Source organism: Bradyrhizobium sp. NBAIM08, from assembly GCF_020193935.1.
Classification (GTDB): domain Bacteria; phylum Pseudomonadota; class Alphaproteobacteria; order Rhizobiales; family Xanthobacteraceae; genus Bradyrhizobium; species Bradyrhizobium yuanmingense.
In genome coordinates this window covers 115,242-131,014 of record NZ_JADYVR010000003.1, presented here as the reverse complement: position 1 = coordinate 131,014, position 15,773 = coordinate 115,242, and the positions used below count along the sequence as shown (strand labels likewise).

Below are 15,773 nucleotides of genomic sequence, written 5' to 3'. Positions count from 1 at the left end.
GCGCGGAGCGCGGCCCGATCACAAGCTCCGCGAAGCAATCCAGACTACTGCAGAGACAGACTGGATTGCTTCGTCGCAAGAATTCCACGCAATGACAGCAGAGCCTCACAGCGGCGCCGCGCTCTCGCCCTGCGAGCTCGACAGCTTGGAGGCGAGCGAGGCGATGACAATGACGACCGCGATCAGGGCGATCACAAGCGTGCAGATCGCGTTGATCTCGGGCTTCACGCCGAGCCGCACCTCCGAATAGATACGGATCGGCAGCGTCGCCGAGCCTGGGCCGGTGGTGAAGCTCGCGATCACGAGGTCGTCGAGCGACAGCGTGAACGCCAGCATCCAGCCGGCGACGATTGCAGGGGCGATCAGCGGCAGTGTTACGGCAACGAACGCACCGACGGGATTGCAGCCGAGATCCATCGCCGCCTCCTCCAGCGAGCGATCGAGCGAGCCGAGGCGCGACTGCACGACCACCGTGACGAAGCACATGGTGAGCGTGGTGTGGGCGATCGTCACCGTCCAGAAACCGCGCTCGGCGTTCAGCGCAACGAACAGCAAGAGCAGCGACAACCCGGTGATCACCTCCGGCATCACCAGCGGTGCGTAGAGCATGCCTGAGAACAGGGTGCGACCACGAAAGCGTTCACCGCGCGACAGCGCCACCGCTGCGAGCGTGCCGAGCAGCGTCGCGATCGTCGCGGAGGCGACCGCGACCCGCAGGCTCATCCAGGCCGCCTCGATCAGGGCGCGATCGTTGAACAACTCATGATACCAGCGCAGCGACCAGCCGCCCCACACCGTCACCAGGCGCGAAGCGTTGAAGGAATAGAGAACGAGGATCAGGATCGGCAAATAGAGGAACGCCAGCCCCAGCGCGAGCGAGGCGATGTTGAAGCGGGACAGGCGGGAGACCTTGCGCATCGCGCTAGCTTCCCTGTTCCAGCTGCCGCTTCTGCAGCCGCTCGTACAGCAAGAGCGGCACCAGCAGCACGACCAGCAGCACGATCGCGGCAGCCGAGGCAACCGGCCAGTCCTTGTTGGTGAAGAATTCGAGCCACAGGGTCTGGCCGATCATCAGCGCGTTGGAGCCGGCCAGAAGGTCGGGAATGACGAACTCGCCGACGATCGGGATGAAGCACAAGATCACGCCGGCGCCGACGCCGGGCAGCGACAGCGGGAAGGTGACGAGCCAGAACACCTGCCAGGGCGGCGCGCCGAGATCGGCAGCCGCTTCCTCCAGCACCGGCTCCATCTTGGCGAGCGTCGCGTAGAGCGGCAGGATCATGAACGGCAGATAGGAATAGACGATGCCGATATACATCGCGGTGTCGGTGGAGAGCCACACTACGGGCTGGCTGACCAGATGCAGCGCCAGCAGGACCTGGTTCAGCAGGCCGTCGTGCTGGAGGATGTTGATCCAGGCGTAGATGCGGATCAGGAACGAGGTCCAGAACGGCACGATCACCAGCACCATCGCCACCGCCTGCCAGCGCTGCGGCAGCCGCGCCATCCCGTAGGCGATGGGATAGCCGATCAGGAGCAGTAGCGCGGTGGCCGTGAGGGCGACGGTGAGACTGCGGACATAGGCGAAGACGTAGATGTCGTCGGAGGCGAGCAGCTTGAAATTGTCGACCGAGAGCGCAGCGAACGCCGCCTTCAGCGCGTCCCATCCCGCCGTCAGGTCGAACACCGGCTCGTAAGGCGGCTGCGCGATCGCGGTCTGCGACAGGCTAATCTTGAGCACGAAGCCGAACGGCACCAGGAAGAACAGCACCATCCAGACATAGGGCGCGATGGCCGCGAAGCGCGCCGGCTTTGCGAAGATGCGGCGCGAGCTCATGATTGCAGCACCACGCAATCGTCGGGCGTGAACCAGGCAACGACATGCTGGTTCAGGCTGTAGGCGTCGACGTCCAGCCGCGCGCTGTTAGCGACCGACGCCTGCAGCATCCCGCCGGTGTCGAGCTTCACCTTGTAGGTGGTGGTGCCGCCGAGATAGCAGATGTCCGCGATCACGCCGTCGAGGGCGTTGATCGCGGTCTCACGACCGGCCTCGCTGACCGGGCCGCGCCGCGACAGCTTGACCTTCTCGGGGCGGATCGCGACCGCCAGTTTTCCAGTGCCGACGGCCTCGCGCGGCTCGGCCACCACCAGCGCCCCCGCATCAGGCGTGCCGATGACCAGACGATGACCGTCGCGCAATTTTGACTCGCCGTCGAACAGGTTGATGTCGCCGACGAAGTCGGCGATCCAGCGCGAGCGCGGCGCCTCGTAGAGCTCGCGGGGGCTCGCGACCTGGGCGAGCTTGCCTGATTTCATCACGCCGATCCGGCTCGCCATCGTCATCGCCTCCTCCTGGTCGTGGGTGACGATGATGAAGGTCATGCCGAGCCGCCGCTGCAGCTCCATCAGCTCGGCTTGCGTGTTTTCGCGAAGCTTCTTGTCGAGAGCTGCGAGCGGCTCGTCGAGCAGCAGGAGCTGCGGGCGGCGCGCCAATGCGCGGGCGAGCGCCACGCGCTGGCGCTGACCGCCGGACAGCTGGTCCGGCTTGCGCTTCTCCAATCCCTCGAGCTTGACCAGCGCCACCATCTCCGCCACGCGCGTGGCGATGTCGGCACGCGGCATGCCGGCGCGCTTCAGGCCGAAGGCAATGTTGTCGCGTACCGACAGATGCGGGAACAGTGCATAGTTCTGGAACATCATGTTGATCGGGCGCTCATGCGGCAGCGCCTGCGCGATATCCTTGCCGCCCAGCAGGATACGCCCCTCGTCCGGCGCCTCGAGGCCCGCGAGCATGCGCAAGAGCGTGGTCTTGCCGCAGCCGCTCGGGCCGAGCAGCGCGAAGAACTCGCCGGCCTTGATATCGAGCGACACGCCGTCGACGGCGCGGAACGTGTCAAAGGTCTTGGCGACGCCCTCGATGCGCAGCAGCGGCTGGCCGGCCGCCGGACATGCGTCCCCGCCAGCCGCTTCAGCCGCAACGTTCATCCCGGGCAATTCTTCCGCCATGGTCCCTGACAACCCCGATTCCGCCGCACGCTAGCGGCCGATTGGCTTTTGCTCAACCGGTTCGGGGAAAACTTACATCGCGCCGCCGTAGCCCGGATGGAGCGAAGCGGAATCCGGGGCTGTTCGCCGGCGCAGAGACTCTCCCGGATTTCGCTTCGCTCCATCCGGGCTACACCAGTGACCGGCTCAGATCCGCCATGAACGCCGCCAGCGCGTCGTGGTCCGCCGCAGGCATTGTCAGGCCCAGCTTGGAACGGCGCCACAGAACGTCATCCGGAAAACGCGCCCACTCGCAGGTCATGAGATATCGCACCTCCGCGCCGGTCAGTTCGGGACCGAAGGCTGGGCCAAGCTCTTTGCGCGTGCTTGCTTCACCGAGCACGGCCGCCAATCGCGAGCCGTAGGCCCCGACCAGGCGCTGGGCTTCCGGCTCGGACAGAAATCGCCAGCGCTCGCGTGCGAGGTCGACCTCGGTGTCGAAACGATCCCAGGCGAAATCTCCACCTGGCAGCGCTGCGCCGGCGGTCCAGGGCGGCGACATCGGATAGAACGGCGTCAGCCTTGTCACCGCCCGCTCGGCGCGCCGGCGCGCGGTGGTGAGGTCGTCGCCGAACATCGTGATCAGCGGTGCCTTGCGCCGGCGCGCGTGGAACAGGGTTGTGCCCTCGCGTTGCCGCGCGGACGCCGGCCTCAGATTGACGCCGCAGACCGCCCGGACCACGTCGGTCGGGGCGACGCGCTCGCGGAAGTAGCGGCTCGCCGCTTCGCAGAGATAACCGACATCGGCCCCTCGCACCGCCACGATGGCGGGGTCGCCGGTGAAATCGTGCGTGACTGTGCCGATCAGCGTGAACGCGCGCTCAAACGGGCTTGCGAAGATCAGTCGGCCGTCGCTGTTCTGGAACACGTAGACATTGTCTGAATCGAACAGCCTGGGCACGATGATCTGGCTCATCTGCATGGCCGTGGCGGCGGGCTGCGGCTGGCGCAGGACGGTCTCCGCGACGATCGAGGTCCAGCCGCCACTGGTATTGGCCAGCGCCCTTGCTGTAACGGAGCGGCGGTGGCCGCGATCGACCACGGCGAGCCGCCAGATGTCGGTTCGGTCGGCACGCACGCAGCGCGCCCCGGTCCGGATCGTCGCACCACGCTCGGCGGCGTCCAGCGCCGTGAGCACGACAAGGCGGGAATCGTCGACGATACAGTCCGAATATTCGAACGCCGTGCCGAACGGGCGCTTCAGCGCGTTGCCGACCGGGTGATGGGTGATGTCGAGGGTCGTCGATCCGGGCAGGCCGCTCCGGCCGGCGAGGACGTCATAAAGAAACAGGCCGGCCCGCAGCAGCCACGGCGGACGCTCGTCCACATGTGCAGGAATCACGAAACGCATCGGCCGCACCAGATGCGGCGCGATGGCGAGCCAGGTCCGGCGCTCGGCCAGTGCCCGGCGCACCCGCCAAAAGCCGCGGCGCTCCAGCACCGAGAGATCGCCGTGGATCAGCCGCGGTGTTGCCGACGACGCTGCGCCGGCGAGATCGCCCTGCTCGAACAGGATCACGCGCAGGCCGCGCCCCGCCGCATCGCGGGCGATGCTGACGCCGTTCAGGCCGCCGCCGATGATCGCGAGGTCGTAGTCCGCCATGAAGCCGTCGAATGGGAGCGAGCGCTCCCATCACTAGAGCCATTTCCGTTCCGATGAAATCGGAACGGTTGCTCTAGATTCGTATTCTGACGCATTTTCTTGACGCGAGCCGGTGTCCACTTCGCTCGAAGACGCTCTAACCGGTCTTCAGCGCAAGCTCCATGGCTTCGGCGCGGCCGACCAGCCCGGCATATTTGCCGATCGGCAAGGGCTTGCCGAGCAGATAGCCCTGCACCCCGTCACAGCCTTCCTTGGCGAGGAAGGCGAGCTGGTCGAGCGTCTCGACGCCCTCGGCGATGATCGACATTTCGAGGCCGTGGCCGAGGTCGATGACGGCGCGCACGATCGCCGCCGATTGCGGGTTGCGGCCGAGATTGATGATGAAGGCGCGGTCGATCTTGATCTTGTCGAACGGGAACGCCTGGAGATAGCTCAGCGAAGAATAGCCGCTGCCGAAATCGTCCATGGAGATGCGCACGCCGAGCGCCTTCAGGCGGCGCAGCAGCGCAAGGCCGCGATCGAAATCCTCGATCAGAACACCTTCGGTGATCTCGAGCTCGAGCCGGCCGGGTGCGAGGCCCGTCTCGATCAGGATCGAATGGACGAGGCCGACCACGTCGCCGTGCATGAACTGCGCCGGCGACAGATTGACCGCGACCTGCAGCGGCTTCGGCCAGGACGCCGCCTCGCGGCAGGCCTCGCGCAGGATCCACTCGCCCATCTCGACGATGAGGCCGCTCTCCTCGGCGATGGGAATGAATTCGGCCGGCGAAACCTGGCCGCGCACCGGATGCTGCCAGCGCGCCAGCGCCTCGAAGCCGATGATCTCGCTCTCGGCGACGCTGTGGCCCGCGGCCCCCTGCGGCTGGAAGGCGAGCGAGAGCTCGCCGTTCTTGACCGCCATGGAGAGGTCCTGGTGCAGCACGCGGCGGTCGCGGATCTGCTGGTCCATCTCGGGCTGGTAGAGGCTGATCGTGCCGCGCGACTTCTGCTTGGCGCGGAACAGCGCCGCGCCGGCATTGGCGAGCAGCGAGGCGCCATCGGTGCCATTGTGGGGAAAGACCGACATGCCCGTGGTGATGCCGGCGCGGACCGGCCGGCCGTCGATCTGAAAATCCTTCGCGACGGCTTCGCCGATCTGCTGCGCCAGCGCGAGGCCGGCCTCGGGCTGCTTGCCGTCGATGATCAGGCCGAACTCGTCCCCGGACAGGCGCGCCACCACGCCGCCGCGTGCGGAATCCTGGAGCCGATGGGCGACCTCGATCAGGAGCTTGTCGCCGAGCGCATGGCCGAAGACGTCGTTGACCTCCTTGAGGCCGTCGAGGTCGACGCAGAGAACGGCGAACTCCTCGCCGGTGCCCTCGCAAGCCTCGATCATCTGGGTCAGAGCCTGCAGGAAGGCGGCGCGATTCGGCAGATCGGTGAGGCCGTCGTGATAGGCCATGTGCGCCATGCGCGACTCGGTCTGCCGGCGGTCGGTGACGTCCTCGTGGGTCTTGATCAGATATTGCGGCTCGCCGGCATCGTTGACCACAGTGGCGCGGCGGGTCAGGAACAGCCGCAGGCCGCCCTTGGTGGAGATCGGATGCTCCTCGGTGATCATCCCGCGCTTCTTGATCGCGGCCTCGTCGCGCGCGACGATCAGCTTGGCTTCCTTGGCGTTGAAGATGTCGGACGCGGTCAGTCCGGTGGCTTCCTCGCGCCTGCGGTTGAGGATCGTCTCCGCGCTGCGGTTGGCGAGCAGATAGCGGCCGTCCTTGACCTGCTCCACGATCAGCGCAACCGGGATGTTGTCGACCACGAGCTCGAGGAACTTCTTGGTGCTCTCCAGCTCCTGCGACAGCGAGCGGCGGTCGGTGATGTCCTCGAACAGGATGAGCAGAAATTCGGGCTTGTTGCTCTCGTTGCGGACCACGATCCGGATCGAGGCGACCATGCGCCGCGCGCCGGCACGATCCACCTCGAACTCATTGCGGTGCTGGCCATCCGGCGAATTGAGCGCGGCCTGGTCAGCGGCCTCGATGCTGGCCGCCGAGGCCGACGCAAACAGCTCCCGTGCATTCCTGCCGACGGCGAAGTCCCGCGACAATCCCCAGAACTTCTCATAGGCGCTGTTGGCGAAGATGTAGCAGCCGTCCTCGATGTTCTTGGCCGCCACGCAGGCCGGCACATGATCGAGCACCGATTCCAGGAACTGCTTGGTGGAGGCGAGCTGCCGCGACAGGTTGCGCTGCTCGGTGACGTCGAGATGGGTCGCCACCGAGCCGCCGTTCGGCAACACGAAATACTTCACCAGGATAGCCCGTCCGTCCGGCAGTTCCGTGGTCAGGCCATTGGCGCTCGATGCCTTCCGGTAAAATTCGTCATCGGTGACGCCGAGCACTCCGCGCTCGCGGCGCAGCCTCAGGATGTCGCAACCGGTCATGTTGGGCCGGAGGTCGGATCGCGTCAGGCCATAGATCTCTAGATAGCGGTCATTGCAGAAGATGACGCGGCGCTGCGCATCCGTCATCACCACGCCCTGGTTGAGGTTGTTCATGGCGGAGGAGATGAAGGCGTTGCGACGCAGCTGCAAACGGCTGGACCGGCGCAGCGAGGAATGGATCCACAGCCCGATCGCGGCGAGGAACGAGCAGACCACGATGCCCGCGATGAGGGCTTCCCAGATCACGCCGGGATCAAGCCTGGTGAGATCGCCCGGAACGGCAAGGCTGTCCGATGCCGCAAAGGCGCGCGCAGGCGCGCCCGTAACGGCCAGGCATAGGAGGGCGTGCACAGCAATCGAAAGCGTGCTGCCCACGTGCCAGTTCTTCTCAGCCATCAGCCACCCGCGATTTCAACGTCGGATTGTCTGGCCTCGCGGGTTTGGATCGGGTAAACGCCTGTGGGCACAACAGAATAATGTGACATAAAATGCGGCAATTGCCCTGACATGATAAACGACTTCTTAACGGAAGCCCCGCCTGCGCCGCCGCATCCGGACCATGCGCCACCGGTGCTTCCAACTGGTATCCTGCACAACCATGGATAGGGTCGATTGCGTCGTCATCGGAGCCGGCGTGGTCGGGCTCGCGGTGGCCCGGAAGCTCGCCCAGGCCGGGCGCGAGGTGATCGTGCTCGAGGAAGCCGAGGCGATCGGCACCGTCACCTCCTCGCGCAACAGCGAGGTGATCCATGCCGGCATCTACTACCGGGCCGGGAGCTGGATGGCGCGCATGTGCGTGGCAGGCAAGCACGCGCTGTACCGCTACTGCGCCGAGCGCGGCATCCCGCACAAAAATTGCGGCAAGCTGATCGTCGCGACCAGCCCGAAGGAGACCGAGAAGCTGCAATCGATCAAGGCGCATGCCGAGGCCAACGGCGTGCTCGACATGCAGCTGCTCTCGGGCGAGGCCGCACGCGCGCTGGAGCCGGCGCTCGCCTGCGACGCCGCGCTGCTGTCACCGTCGACGGGCATCATCGACAGCCATTCCTACATGCTCTCGCTGCGCGGCGAAGCCGAGGACGCCGGCGCAGCTTTCGCGTTTCACACCCCGCTGATCCGTGCCAAGGCGGCGGCCGGCCTCATCGAGATCGATGCCGGCGGCGAGGCACCGATGACGCTGCAATGCAACCTCCTCGTCAACGCCGCGGGGCTGTCGGCAACGCATGTGGCGCGCAACATCGACGGCATGCCGCTGGACCGGATTCCGCCGGCCTATCTCGCCAAGGGAAACTACTTCAGCTGCAACGCCAAGGCGCCGTTCTCGCGTCTGATCTATCCGGTGCCCGAGCCCGGCGGCCTCGGGGTGCACTTGACGCTGGACATGGCAGGACAGGCGCGCTTCGGGCCTGACGTCGAATGGATCGAGACGATCGACTACGAGGTCGATCCGTCACGCGCCGAGCGCTTCTATCCCGCGATCCGCAAATACTGGCCGACGCTGCCTGACGGCGCGCTGATGCCGAGCTATTCGGGCATCCGCCCGAAGATCGTGCCGCCGGCCGTGGCCACGCAGGATTTCTTGATGCAGGGCCCGCGCGATCACGGCGTTGCAGGCCTGATCAATCTCTTCGGCATCGAATCGCCGGGACTGACGTCCTCGCTCGCGATCGCCGATCACGTCGCCGAGCTCGCAGATATCGACAGTGTTTCGAGAAGCGGATAAGTGTGCGCGTCGAGAGCCACGGGTCCAAGCAAGAGTGAGCGCCGCACAACCGTGTTGCACGGTACACACCTTGCAGCAGGGATGAGCACGGATGCTCTCATCCCTGCGTGAAGGACGTGATCAACTCTACACTGTCACGGGGGTTACTAGTGGAGCGTGTCGCCAGATTGCTTCAGACGCTCGATCTGGTCCTTGACCATCAACTTCCGGCGCTTCAACTCAACAATTTGCAGGTCGTCTGTTGAAAGGTGCACGAGAGCTTCGTGCAATTCGTTTTCGAGAAGTTTGTGCTTCCGTTCCAATTCAACGAGATGTGCCTGAATTGTCATTCGAAACCTCCTCGGTAGGGTTGAACCTTTAGGATTCGATCCGGACAACCAAGTCTACATCACCGATTCGTCCTGTCGATGGGTATCCGTCGTTGCAGCGTCATTTTTGAAAGTTCATATGTAACGAAGCGTGACTAAGGGAACCACGCCGGAAAAATCCATGATATCAATACGCCGACGCACCGCCGCAGCTCCCTGCAGAAATATGTTGCTGGAGATCGGGGACGAGGGATCGCAGATCGCTTGCGATCACGCGGCGCAAGGACGATAATTTCCACAGGGCATCCACAGCCCGGATCTCACGCCTATCGGTTTTCGGCCACCGCAGACATGACCAATGAAGATGAGCGTGAGCTCGAAGCCGAGCTCACCCGGTTGCAGCAGGAACACCGAGATCTCGATGCGGCGATCGATGCATTGCATCAATCGCCCGCCCCCGACCTGTTGCGGTTACAGCGCCTGAAGAAGCGCAAGCTGTTGTTGCGCGACCGCATCGCATTCATCGAAGACCAGATCACCCCCGACATCATCGCCTGACCGTGAGCCGGTCTTGCGCGGCGCCCCGCCGCTTCCGAATCCGCTTGACTCAATAAGAACAAAATAGGAACATTCGCGGGCGCCCCAACACCTCAGAGAACGCTCAAGGACAACACACGAGGACAACGCAGATGTCGGCAACCGCCCTTTTCGACAACAGCCATTACGAACAGGCCTGCGATCAGGCGATCGCGATGTGCGACGGCAATCTGCGCAGCACCATCAAGGCGCTGATCATGGCCAACGAATATCTGGAAGCCGAGCTGGAGGAATTGCAGGCGGCGATTTCAGCCGGCTGCATTCCGGAGATCTCGCGCAGCAAGATGCGGAGCAAGAGCAGCGCCGCATAATCTTCAACCTTGGAGCAACGCCATGTCGGATGTGACCTATTACGTTGCAATGCCCTTCTTGATCGATGACGACGGATCACCCGTCGCAGGCGCTGCAGAGGAGTGTCAGTCCTCGACGGCGGCGCTGCGACGCGCAGAGATGCTGGCGCGCGGCGCCGGCCATATCGGCGCGATCGCGTTCAGCCGCAGCGGCGATCCCATGACCGGCGAATTCGGCGACGCGACGCTGCTGCGCAAGTTCGGCACCGTGCCGGAAGATCTTGCCACCCTCTAGACTAGCGCTCGCCGCCGACCAGCCTGATCCGCGGCTCGTGCCGGCGGCTCGCCTTGCGCACATACATGGCGGCATCCGCCTCCTCCAGGGCGCGGCCTGCACCGGATTGCGGACCGAGCAGCGCGACGCCGGCCGAGGCGCCCGCGGTCACGTGCTGGCCGCGAAAAACGAATGACAATTCGTCGATCGCCTGCTCCAAGGCCGCAGCCTTGACCTTCGCATCGGTCTCGCTGAGATTCCAGAGCAGCAGCGCGAACTCGTCGCCCCCGAGCCGGCCGACCACGTCGGAGGCGCGGACCTGTCGCGTCAGCGTGGCGACGATCGCCTTGAGCACCTCATCGCCGGCGGCATGACCGAAGGAATCGTTGATCGGCTTCAGCCGATCGACGTCGAGCACGATCAGCGCCCCGCTGGCGCGGTAGCGCTTCATATAGGCGATGGCGCGCGCAAGCTCGCGCTCGAAACCGCGCCGGTTGGGAATCCCGAGCAGGAAATCGGTATCGGCGGCCGCCTCGAGCTCCGAGATCCGCAGCAGGGCCGCCTTGAGCTTGCTCCTGAGGCCGCGGATGATCGCCTTGCCGTCATCAGCAGCCGGCGCTCTGCGCAAGGCCGGTTTGGCCGCGCGGCTCGAAACGGCTTTGGAGCGGGCGGCGCTGATGTTCCGGCCCTTTCTGGCCTTCACAGGGCTCGCCCTTTTCGGTTTCTTCATGGGCATCCTGCTCAATGAAGGCTTGCGGGGATTCACCAAGACAGGATAGTGGATTCCCTTCTCCTTGCCACCGCCTTGCGAGCCGCCGGCCGGAATCATTAATCTGGCCTATCTCTCTGTTTTTCTGGGCACAATTGACGTCATGACCGCGCCGATCGCCATCATCATGGGAAGCCAGTCGGACTGGGACACGATGCGGCACGCCGCCGACACGCTTGACGCGCTCGGCATTGCTGCCGACAGCCGCATCGTCTCGGCCCACCGCACGCCCGACCGGCTGTTCGCATTCGCCAAGGGTGCCAAGGCCGCAGGTTACAAGATTATCATCGCCGGCGCCGGTGGCGCGGCCCATCTGCCCGGCATGGCGGCGGCGCTGACGGAACTTCCCGTCTTCGGCGTTCCCGTCGAATCCAAGACGCTCAAGGGCGTCGATTCGCTCTATTCGATCGTCCAGATGCCCGCGGGCATTCCGGTCGGCACCCTCGCCATCGGCAAGGCCGGCGCGATCAATGCCGCGCTGCTGGCAGCGGCCGTGCTGGCATTGTCCGACCCGGCCCTGTCGGATCGCCTCGCCGCCTGGCGCAAGGCCCAGACCGAGGCGGTCGCCGAGCGGCCGGAGGACAAGGCGTGACGGACACCAGGCACGTGAAGCTGAAGCCCGGTGACACCATCGGAATCCTCGGCGGCGGACAATTGGGCCGGATGCTGGCCATGGCCGCGGCGCGACTCGGCCTGCGCTGCCAGGTGTTCTCGCCCGATCCGGATTCGCCGGCCTTCGACGTCGTGCTGAACGCGACCTGCGCCGAATATGCCGACGTCGAGGCGCTCGAATTGTTCGCGCATGATGTCGACGTCATCACCTACGAATTCGAGAACGTGCCGGCGGCAGCCGCGCTGGTATTGGACGCGCGCCGCCCGGTGCTGCCCAACCGCAAGATCCTCGAGACGACCCAAGACCGGCTCGCCGAGAAGGATTTCGTGACGAAGCTCGGGATCGGCACTGCCGCCTACGCCGACGTCACCTCCGTCTCCTCGCTGCGCGAGGCGATCGCCAGGATCGGCCTTCCAGCGGTGCTGAAAACCCGCCGCTTCGGCTATGACGGCAAGGGCCAGGCCATCATCCGCGAGGGCGACGACATCGCGAAGGTGTGGACCAGCCTCGCCACCAAATCGGCGATCCTGGAGGCCTTCGTGCCCTACGAGCGCGAGATCTCCGTGATCGCCGCGCGCGCGGCCACGGGCGAGGTCGAGTGCTTCGACGTCACCGAGAACGAGCACCGCGACCACATCCTGAAGATATCGCGTGCGCCCGCGCCGATTCCTGACGCGCTCGCCGAGGAGGCGCGCAGCATCGCGAGCAAAATCGCAAGCGCGCTCGACTATGTCGGCGTGCTCGCGGTCGAAATGTTCGTGCTGGCAGGCGGCACCGGACCGAAGGTGCTGGTCAACGAGATCGCGCCGCGCGTGCACAATTCCGGGCACTGGACGCTCGACGGCGCCTCCGTCTCGCAGTTCGAGCAACACATCCGCGCCATCGCCGGCTGGCCGCTCGGCAAGCCGGTGCGCCACGGCGACGTCGTCACCATGACCAACCTGATCGGCGACGAGATCAACGATTACGAAAAGTGGATGAGCGTGCCGGGCGCGACCGTGCACATCTACGGCAAGGGTGCGCCGCGCCCCGGCCGCAAGATGGGCCACGTGACGGAAGTCAGGCCGCCCCGCGACAAGTGACGGGATCGCAGCAAGAGCTGCAATCCCGCCGGGCGATTGTGACTACGCCGTCTTCACGCCCGCAACGACGCCGCTGGGCTCCTCGCTGAGCCAGCGATAGATCACCCCGCCGAGCGCGCCGCCGATCAGCGGCGCGACCCAGAACAGCCACAGCTGCGACAGCGCCCAGCCGCCGACGAACAACGCCGGGCCGGTGCTGCGCGCCGGGTTCACCGAGGTGTTGGTGACGGGAATGCTGACGAGGTGGATCATCACCAGCGCGAGCCCGATCGCCAGCGGAGCGAAACCCGCCGGCGCGCGCCCATGGGTCGCCCCCATGATGATGAACAGGAACATCATGGTCATCACCACCTCGGTGAGGAAGCCGGCCATCATGCTGTACTGACCGGGCGAATGCGCGCCATAGCCGTTGGAGGCGAAGCCCTTGCTGACGTCGAAGCCGGGCGCCCCACTCGCAATGACATAGAGCAGCGATGCGGCGACAATCGCGCCCGCCACCTGGGCGATCACATAAGGCAGGATCTGGCCGGCCGGAAAGCGGCCGCCGGCGGCGAGACCGACCGTGACGGCCGGATTCAGATGGCACCCGGAGATGTGGCCGATCGCGTAGGCCATGGTGACGACGCTCAATCCGAAAGCCAGGGACACGCCGACCAGCCCGATCCCGACCTGCGGGAAGCCGGCGGCGATCACCGCGCTTCCGCAGCCCGCGAATGTCAGCCAGAAGGTGCCGATGGCTTCGGCAGCATATTTTTTGATGTCCATTGTAGTCCCTCATTGCAAAGATTCCGGAACAAAGCTCCGGTGCGGCCCCGTCCTCGGCGCCAAATCGCCCAAATCGGGGCCGCATGGAGGTATTTTCGCCGCATTTAATGGCCGAACTTGGCCCGAAAATCCGCTTGGCCGGTGGACATCTGCGGTTTTGTCTGATACATCCGCGCGCTCAAGGTTAAGGGCTTGCGCGTTTCGCCATCCCCTTTGACTTACCAGAATTCAAATCCGATCCACCTGAAGAGGATGCCGCGTGCAGGTTCTCGTTCGCGATAACAATGTTGATCAAGCCCTCAAGGCGCTGAAGAAGAAGATGCAGCGCGAGGGAATTTTCCGCGAGATGAAGCTCCGCGGTCATTACGAGAAGCCCTCCGAGAAGAAGGCCCGCGAAAAGGCCGAAGCCGTGCGCCGCGCGCGCAAGCTGGCCCGCAAGAAGCTGCAGCGCGAAGGCCTGCTGCCGATGAAGCCGAAGCCGGTGTTCGGCGCCGGCCCGGGCGGTGATCGCGGCGGTCGTGGCGGCCCCGGCGCAGGTCCGCGCGGACCGCGCTGAGCCGATTCAGCAAGACTCTAGTTTTCGATGACGCGGGCCCCGGGCCCGCGTTATTGTTTTGAGGACTTGTCGGATCAAGCTCTAGCGCGAGCCAACCGTAGATGGCCTCCCCTTTCTCCCAGCGCGGCCTTCCGCGACGGCGCCGGATCTGGCAGCCGCCGCTCGCGGCGGCCCTGACGGGGATCGTGCTGGGCGGCTGCTCGTTCGATCTGGGATCACTGATGCCGGAGAAGGACAAGCCGCAGGAGGCCCCCAAGGCCGCCGCGCCGGCCGAGAGCGCGGTGAGCGCCGGCAACGTCACCGAAGCCCAGGCCCATACCGCGAAGGCTCAATCTCTGGCGAAGTCAGGCGAGGCCGCGGCAGCGCTCGACGAGTTCAATCGCGCGATCGGCCTCGATCCCTACAATGCGCAGGCGCTCTATGGCCGCGCCCTGATCTACCAGGGCAACAACCAGCACGACTTCGCGATCGCCGATTTCAGCGCCGCCAGCGGACTCAACCCGCAAAAGGCCGAGCCGCTGCTGGGCCGCGCCAACAGCTATCTCGCGCTCGGCAAGGTCAAGGAGGCCGCAGCCGATCTCGACGAAGCCTCCGAGGCCGATCCGAACAATGCCCAGGTCTGGACCGCGCGCGGTCAGGTCTATGAGCGCTTGGGCGACAAAGCCAAGGCGGCGGCGTCCTACACCAAGGCGGTTGCGCTTCGTCCACGCGACGAACCCGCTCGCAGCGGTCTCGCCCGCGTCGGCGGCTGACGGTTTGGCGGAGGCTGAGCGGAGTTCTAGTCGGGCGTGGCGCTCTTGGGCAGAACGGCGTTGAACATCGACTTCATGCCCGACAGCATCTCGTCGGCGACATTGGTCTTCTTCGGCCGCGGCAGGGCGGCGCCCGCATCGGCACGCAGGTCGAGCGGCGGTGCGATGACCGGCACGGGAATGTCGGCCGGCGGCGTCACCCGATTCGGATCATCGTTGCCGATCGAGGCCGTGTAGGGCGGATTGGAGCCCCCATTGCCATAGGCCTCGGGTGAGGGCGTCGAGACATTGATCGGCGGCGGCAGCGGACGGACTGGAGACGGCTCCACATTCACGACACGCGGAGCCTCCGGCGTGCGGGCGGCGTCCCGCACCGCAGGCTCAGCCGGCTTGGTCTCCGACGCGCGAGCCTCGGCAGGCTTGGTTTCCGACGACCTGGCCTCGGCAGCCTTGCCCTCGGGCGACTTGCGCAGGCGCTCGATCGCAGCACGCGCCAGATCGTTGGCGTCGGGAGCCGCGGAAGCCGCCGTCGGGGCCGAATTGGCCTCAACCACGGGAGCAGAAGCCGCCGGTGCGGATTTCGCCGCGGCCTTGTCGCGGGCAGAGGGACGTCCGCGCGGACCGGTGTCAGCGGGAGCCACGTCTGCGGCCTTGGTCTCGGCGGCCGGCGGATGATCGACCGGCTTCTCGACCGCCGCCTTGTCCGTCACGCTCTTCTCGGGGATGCCCTTGGCCTTGACGCCGGAGGCGGGAAGGTTGGCGGTATCGGTGGGTTTGCCGTCGCTGCCGGTCTGGGCAGGCGCGGTCACGGCGGCTGGGGTGTCGGCGGCCGGCTTGGCGTTGATGTAATGATTGACGATGTAGGCCCCGATGATCGTCGCGAGCACCGAGGGGAAAATATCCATCGAAATTTTTGCGAGGTATTTCAGCATTCCGACCACACTCCCCGCGCGACCTGATGCGGGAACTTT

At 65.5% G+C, this 15,773-nt stretch carries 17 protein-coding genes; 8 read left to right on the top strand and 9 right to left on the bottom strand.

Going from position 1 to position 15,773, the window contains the following annotated elements:
* Nucleotides 1-105: 105 nt before the first annotated feature.
* From I6F37_RS11460 to I6F37_RS11440, 5 genes are all read right to left on the bottom strand, one after another.
* On the bottom strand, nt 106-918 hold the full coding sequence (locus I6F37_RS11460; protein WP_225151248.1) for an ABC transporter permease: 813 nt from the start codon (nt 916-918) through the stop codon (nt 106-108).
* A gap of 4 nt (nt 919-922) precedes the next feature.
* Nucleotides 923-1,837 carry an ABC transporter permease gene (locus I6F37_RS11455; RefSeq protein WP_225151246.1) on the bottom strand — a complete coding sequence of 305 codons (915 nt, stop codon included), beginning with the start codon at nt 1,835-1,837 and terminating at the stop codon, nt 923-925.
* Nucleotides 1,834-3,006, bottom strand: a complete 1,173-nt coding sequence (locus I6F37_RS11450; RefSeq protein ID WP_225151717.1) for an ABC transporter ATP-binding protein — start codon at nt 3,004-3,006, stop codon at nt 1,834-1,836. Before I6F37_RS11450 ends, I6F37_RS11455 begins: the two co-directional genes overlap by 4 nt.
* A gap of 169 nt (nt 3,007-3,175) precedes the next feature.
* Nucleotides 3,176-4,648 carry a glycerol-3-phosphate dehydrogenase gene (locus I6F37_RS11445; protein ID WP_225151245.1) on the bottom strand — a complete coding sequence of 491 codons (1,473 nt, stop codon included), beginning with the start codon at nt 4,646-4,648 and terminating at the stop codon, nt 3,176-3,178.
* A 136-nt stretch (nt 4,649-4,784) separates the two neighbouring features.
* Nucleotides 4,785-7,469: an EAL domain-containing protein gene (locus I6F37_RS11440; RefSeq protein WP_225151243.1), complete on the bottom strand. Its 2,685-nt coding sequence runs from the start codon at nt 7,467-7,469 to the stop codon at nt 4,785-4,787.
* Between the two features lie 202 nt (nt 7,470-7,671).
* Between I6F37_RS11440 and I6F37_RS11435 the strand changes: the two genes are divergently transcribed.
* Nucleotides 7,672-8,796: an NAD(P)/FAD-dependent oxidoreductase gene (locus I6F37_RS11435; RefSeq protein WP_035998729.1), complete on the top strand. Its 1,125-nt coding sequence runs from the start codon at nt 7,672-7,674 to the stop codon at nt 8,794-8,796.
* A gap of 146 nt (nt 8,797-8,942) precedes the next feature.
* Here I6F37_RS11435 and I6F37_RS11430 read toward each other — a convergent pair whose 3' ends face one another.
* The gene (locus I6F37_RS11430; RefSeq protein WP_008546178.1) at nt 8,943-9,125 is read right to left on the bottom strand and encodes a YdcH family protein; all 183 of its coding nucleotides are present in this window, start codon (nt 9,123-9,125) and stop codon (nt 8,943-8,945) included.
* Between the two features lie 330 nt (nt 9,126-9,455).
* On the opposite strand from I6F37_RS11430, the gene I6F37_RS11425 reads away from it, so the two are divergent.
* The 3 genes from I6F37_RS11425 (at nt 9,456) to I6F37_RS11415 (ending at nt 10,286) form a co-directional block, all read left to right on the top strand.
* Nucleotides 9,456-9,662, top strand: coding sequence for a YdcH family protein (locus tag I6F37_RS11425; protein WP_008546179.1), 207 nt, complete (start codon nt 9,456-9,458; stop codon nt 9,660-9,662).
* Between the two features lie 131 nt (nt 9,663-9,793).
* A complete protein-coding gene (locus tag I6F37_RS11420) occupies nt 9,794-10,012 on the top strand; it encodes a hypothetical protein (protein ID WP_035998725.1) in 219 nt (72 codons plus the stop codon).
* Between the two features lie 22 nt (nt 10,013-10,034).
* Nucleotides 10,035-10,286: a hypothetical protein gene (locus tag I6F37_RS11415; protein WP_035998722.1), complete on the top strand. Its 252-nt coding sequence runs from the start codon at nt 10,035-10,037 to the stop codon at nt 10,284-10,286.
* 1 nt (nt 10,287) lies between these two features.
* Here I6F37_RS11415 and I6F37_RS11410 read toward each other — a convergent pair whose 3' ends face one another.
* Nucleotides 10,288-10,995, bottom strand: coding sequence for a GGDEF domain-containing protein (locus tag I6F37_RS11410; protein WP_051056819.1), 708 nt, complete (start codon nt 10,993-10,995; stop codon nt 10,288-10,290).
* 142 nt (nt 10,996-11,137) lie between these two features.
* Between I6F37_RS11410 and purE the strand changes: the two genes are divergently transcribed.
* Complete coding sequence (gene purE / locus I6F37_RS11405; RefSeq protein WP_035998720.1) at nt 11,138-11,626, top strand: 5-(carboxyamino)imidazole ribonucleotide mutase; 489 nt, start codon at nt 11,138-11,140, stop codon at nt 11,624-11,626.
* Nucleotides 11,623-12,729, top strand: a complete 1,107-nt coding sequence (locus I6F37_RS11400) for a 5-(carboxyamino)imidazole ribonucleotide synthase (protein WP_035998717.1) — start codon at nt 11,623-11,625, stop codon at nt 12,727-12,729. Before purE ends, I6F37_RS11400 begins: the two co-directional genes overlap by 4 nt.
* A 42-nt stretch (nt 12,730-12,771) precedes the next feature.
* Here the strand turns inward: I6F37_RS11400 and aqpZ are convergent, their stop codons facing one another.
* Nucleotides 12,772-13,494, bottom strand: a complete 723-nt coding sequence (aqpZ, locus tag I6F37_RS11395; protein ID WP_035998714.1) for an aquaporin Z — start codon at nt 13,492-13,494, stop codon at nt 12,772-12,774.
* A 259-nt stretch (nt 13,495-13,753) separates the two neighbouring features.
* Here aqpZ and rpsU point away from each other — a divergent pair, with 259 nt between their 5' ends.
* Both rpsU and I6F37_RS11385 read left to right on the top strand, forming a co-directional pair.
* Entirely contained in the window at nt 13,754-14,050 is a 297-nt protein-coding gene (gene rpsU / locus I6F37_RS11390) for a 30S ribosomal protein S21 (protein WP_008546194.1), read from the top strand.
* Nucleotides 14,051-14,151: 101 nt separating this feature from the next.
* On the top strand, nt 14,152-14,802 hold the full coding sequence (locus tag I6F37_RS11385; RefSeq protein WP_074447704.1) for a tetratricopeptide repeat protein: 651 nt from the start codon (nt 14,152-14,154) through the stop codon (nt 14,800-14,802).
* A 26-nt stretch (nt 14,803-14,828) separates the two neighbouring features.
* Here I6F37_RS11385 and I6F37_RS11380 read toward each other — a convergent pair whose 3' ends face one another.
* Nucleotides 14,829-15,734, bottom strand: a complete 906-nt coding sequence (locus I6F37_RS11380; RefSeq protein ID WP_036021950.1) for a hypothetical protein — start codon at nt 15,732-15,734, stop codon at nt 14,829-14,831.
* Nucleotides 15,735-15,773 lie beyond the last annotated feature (39 nt).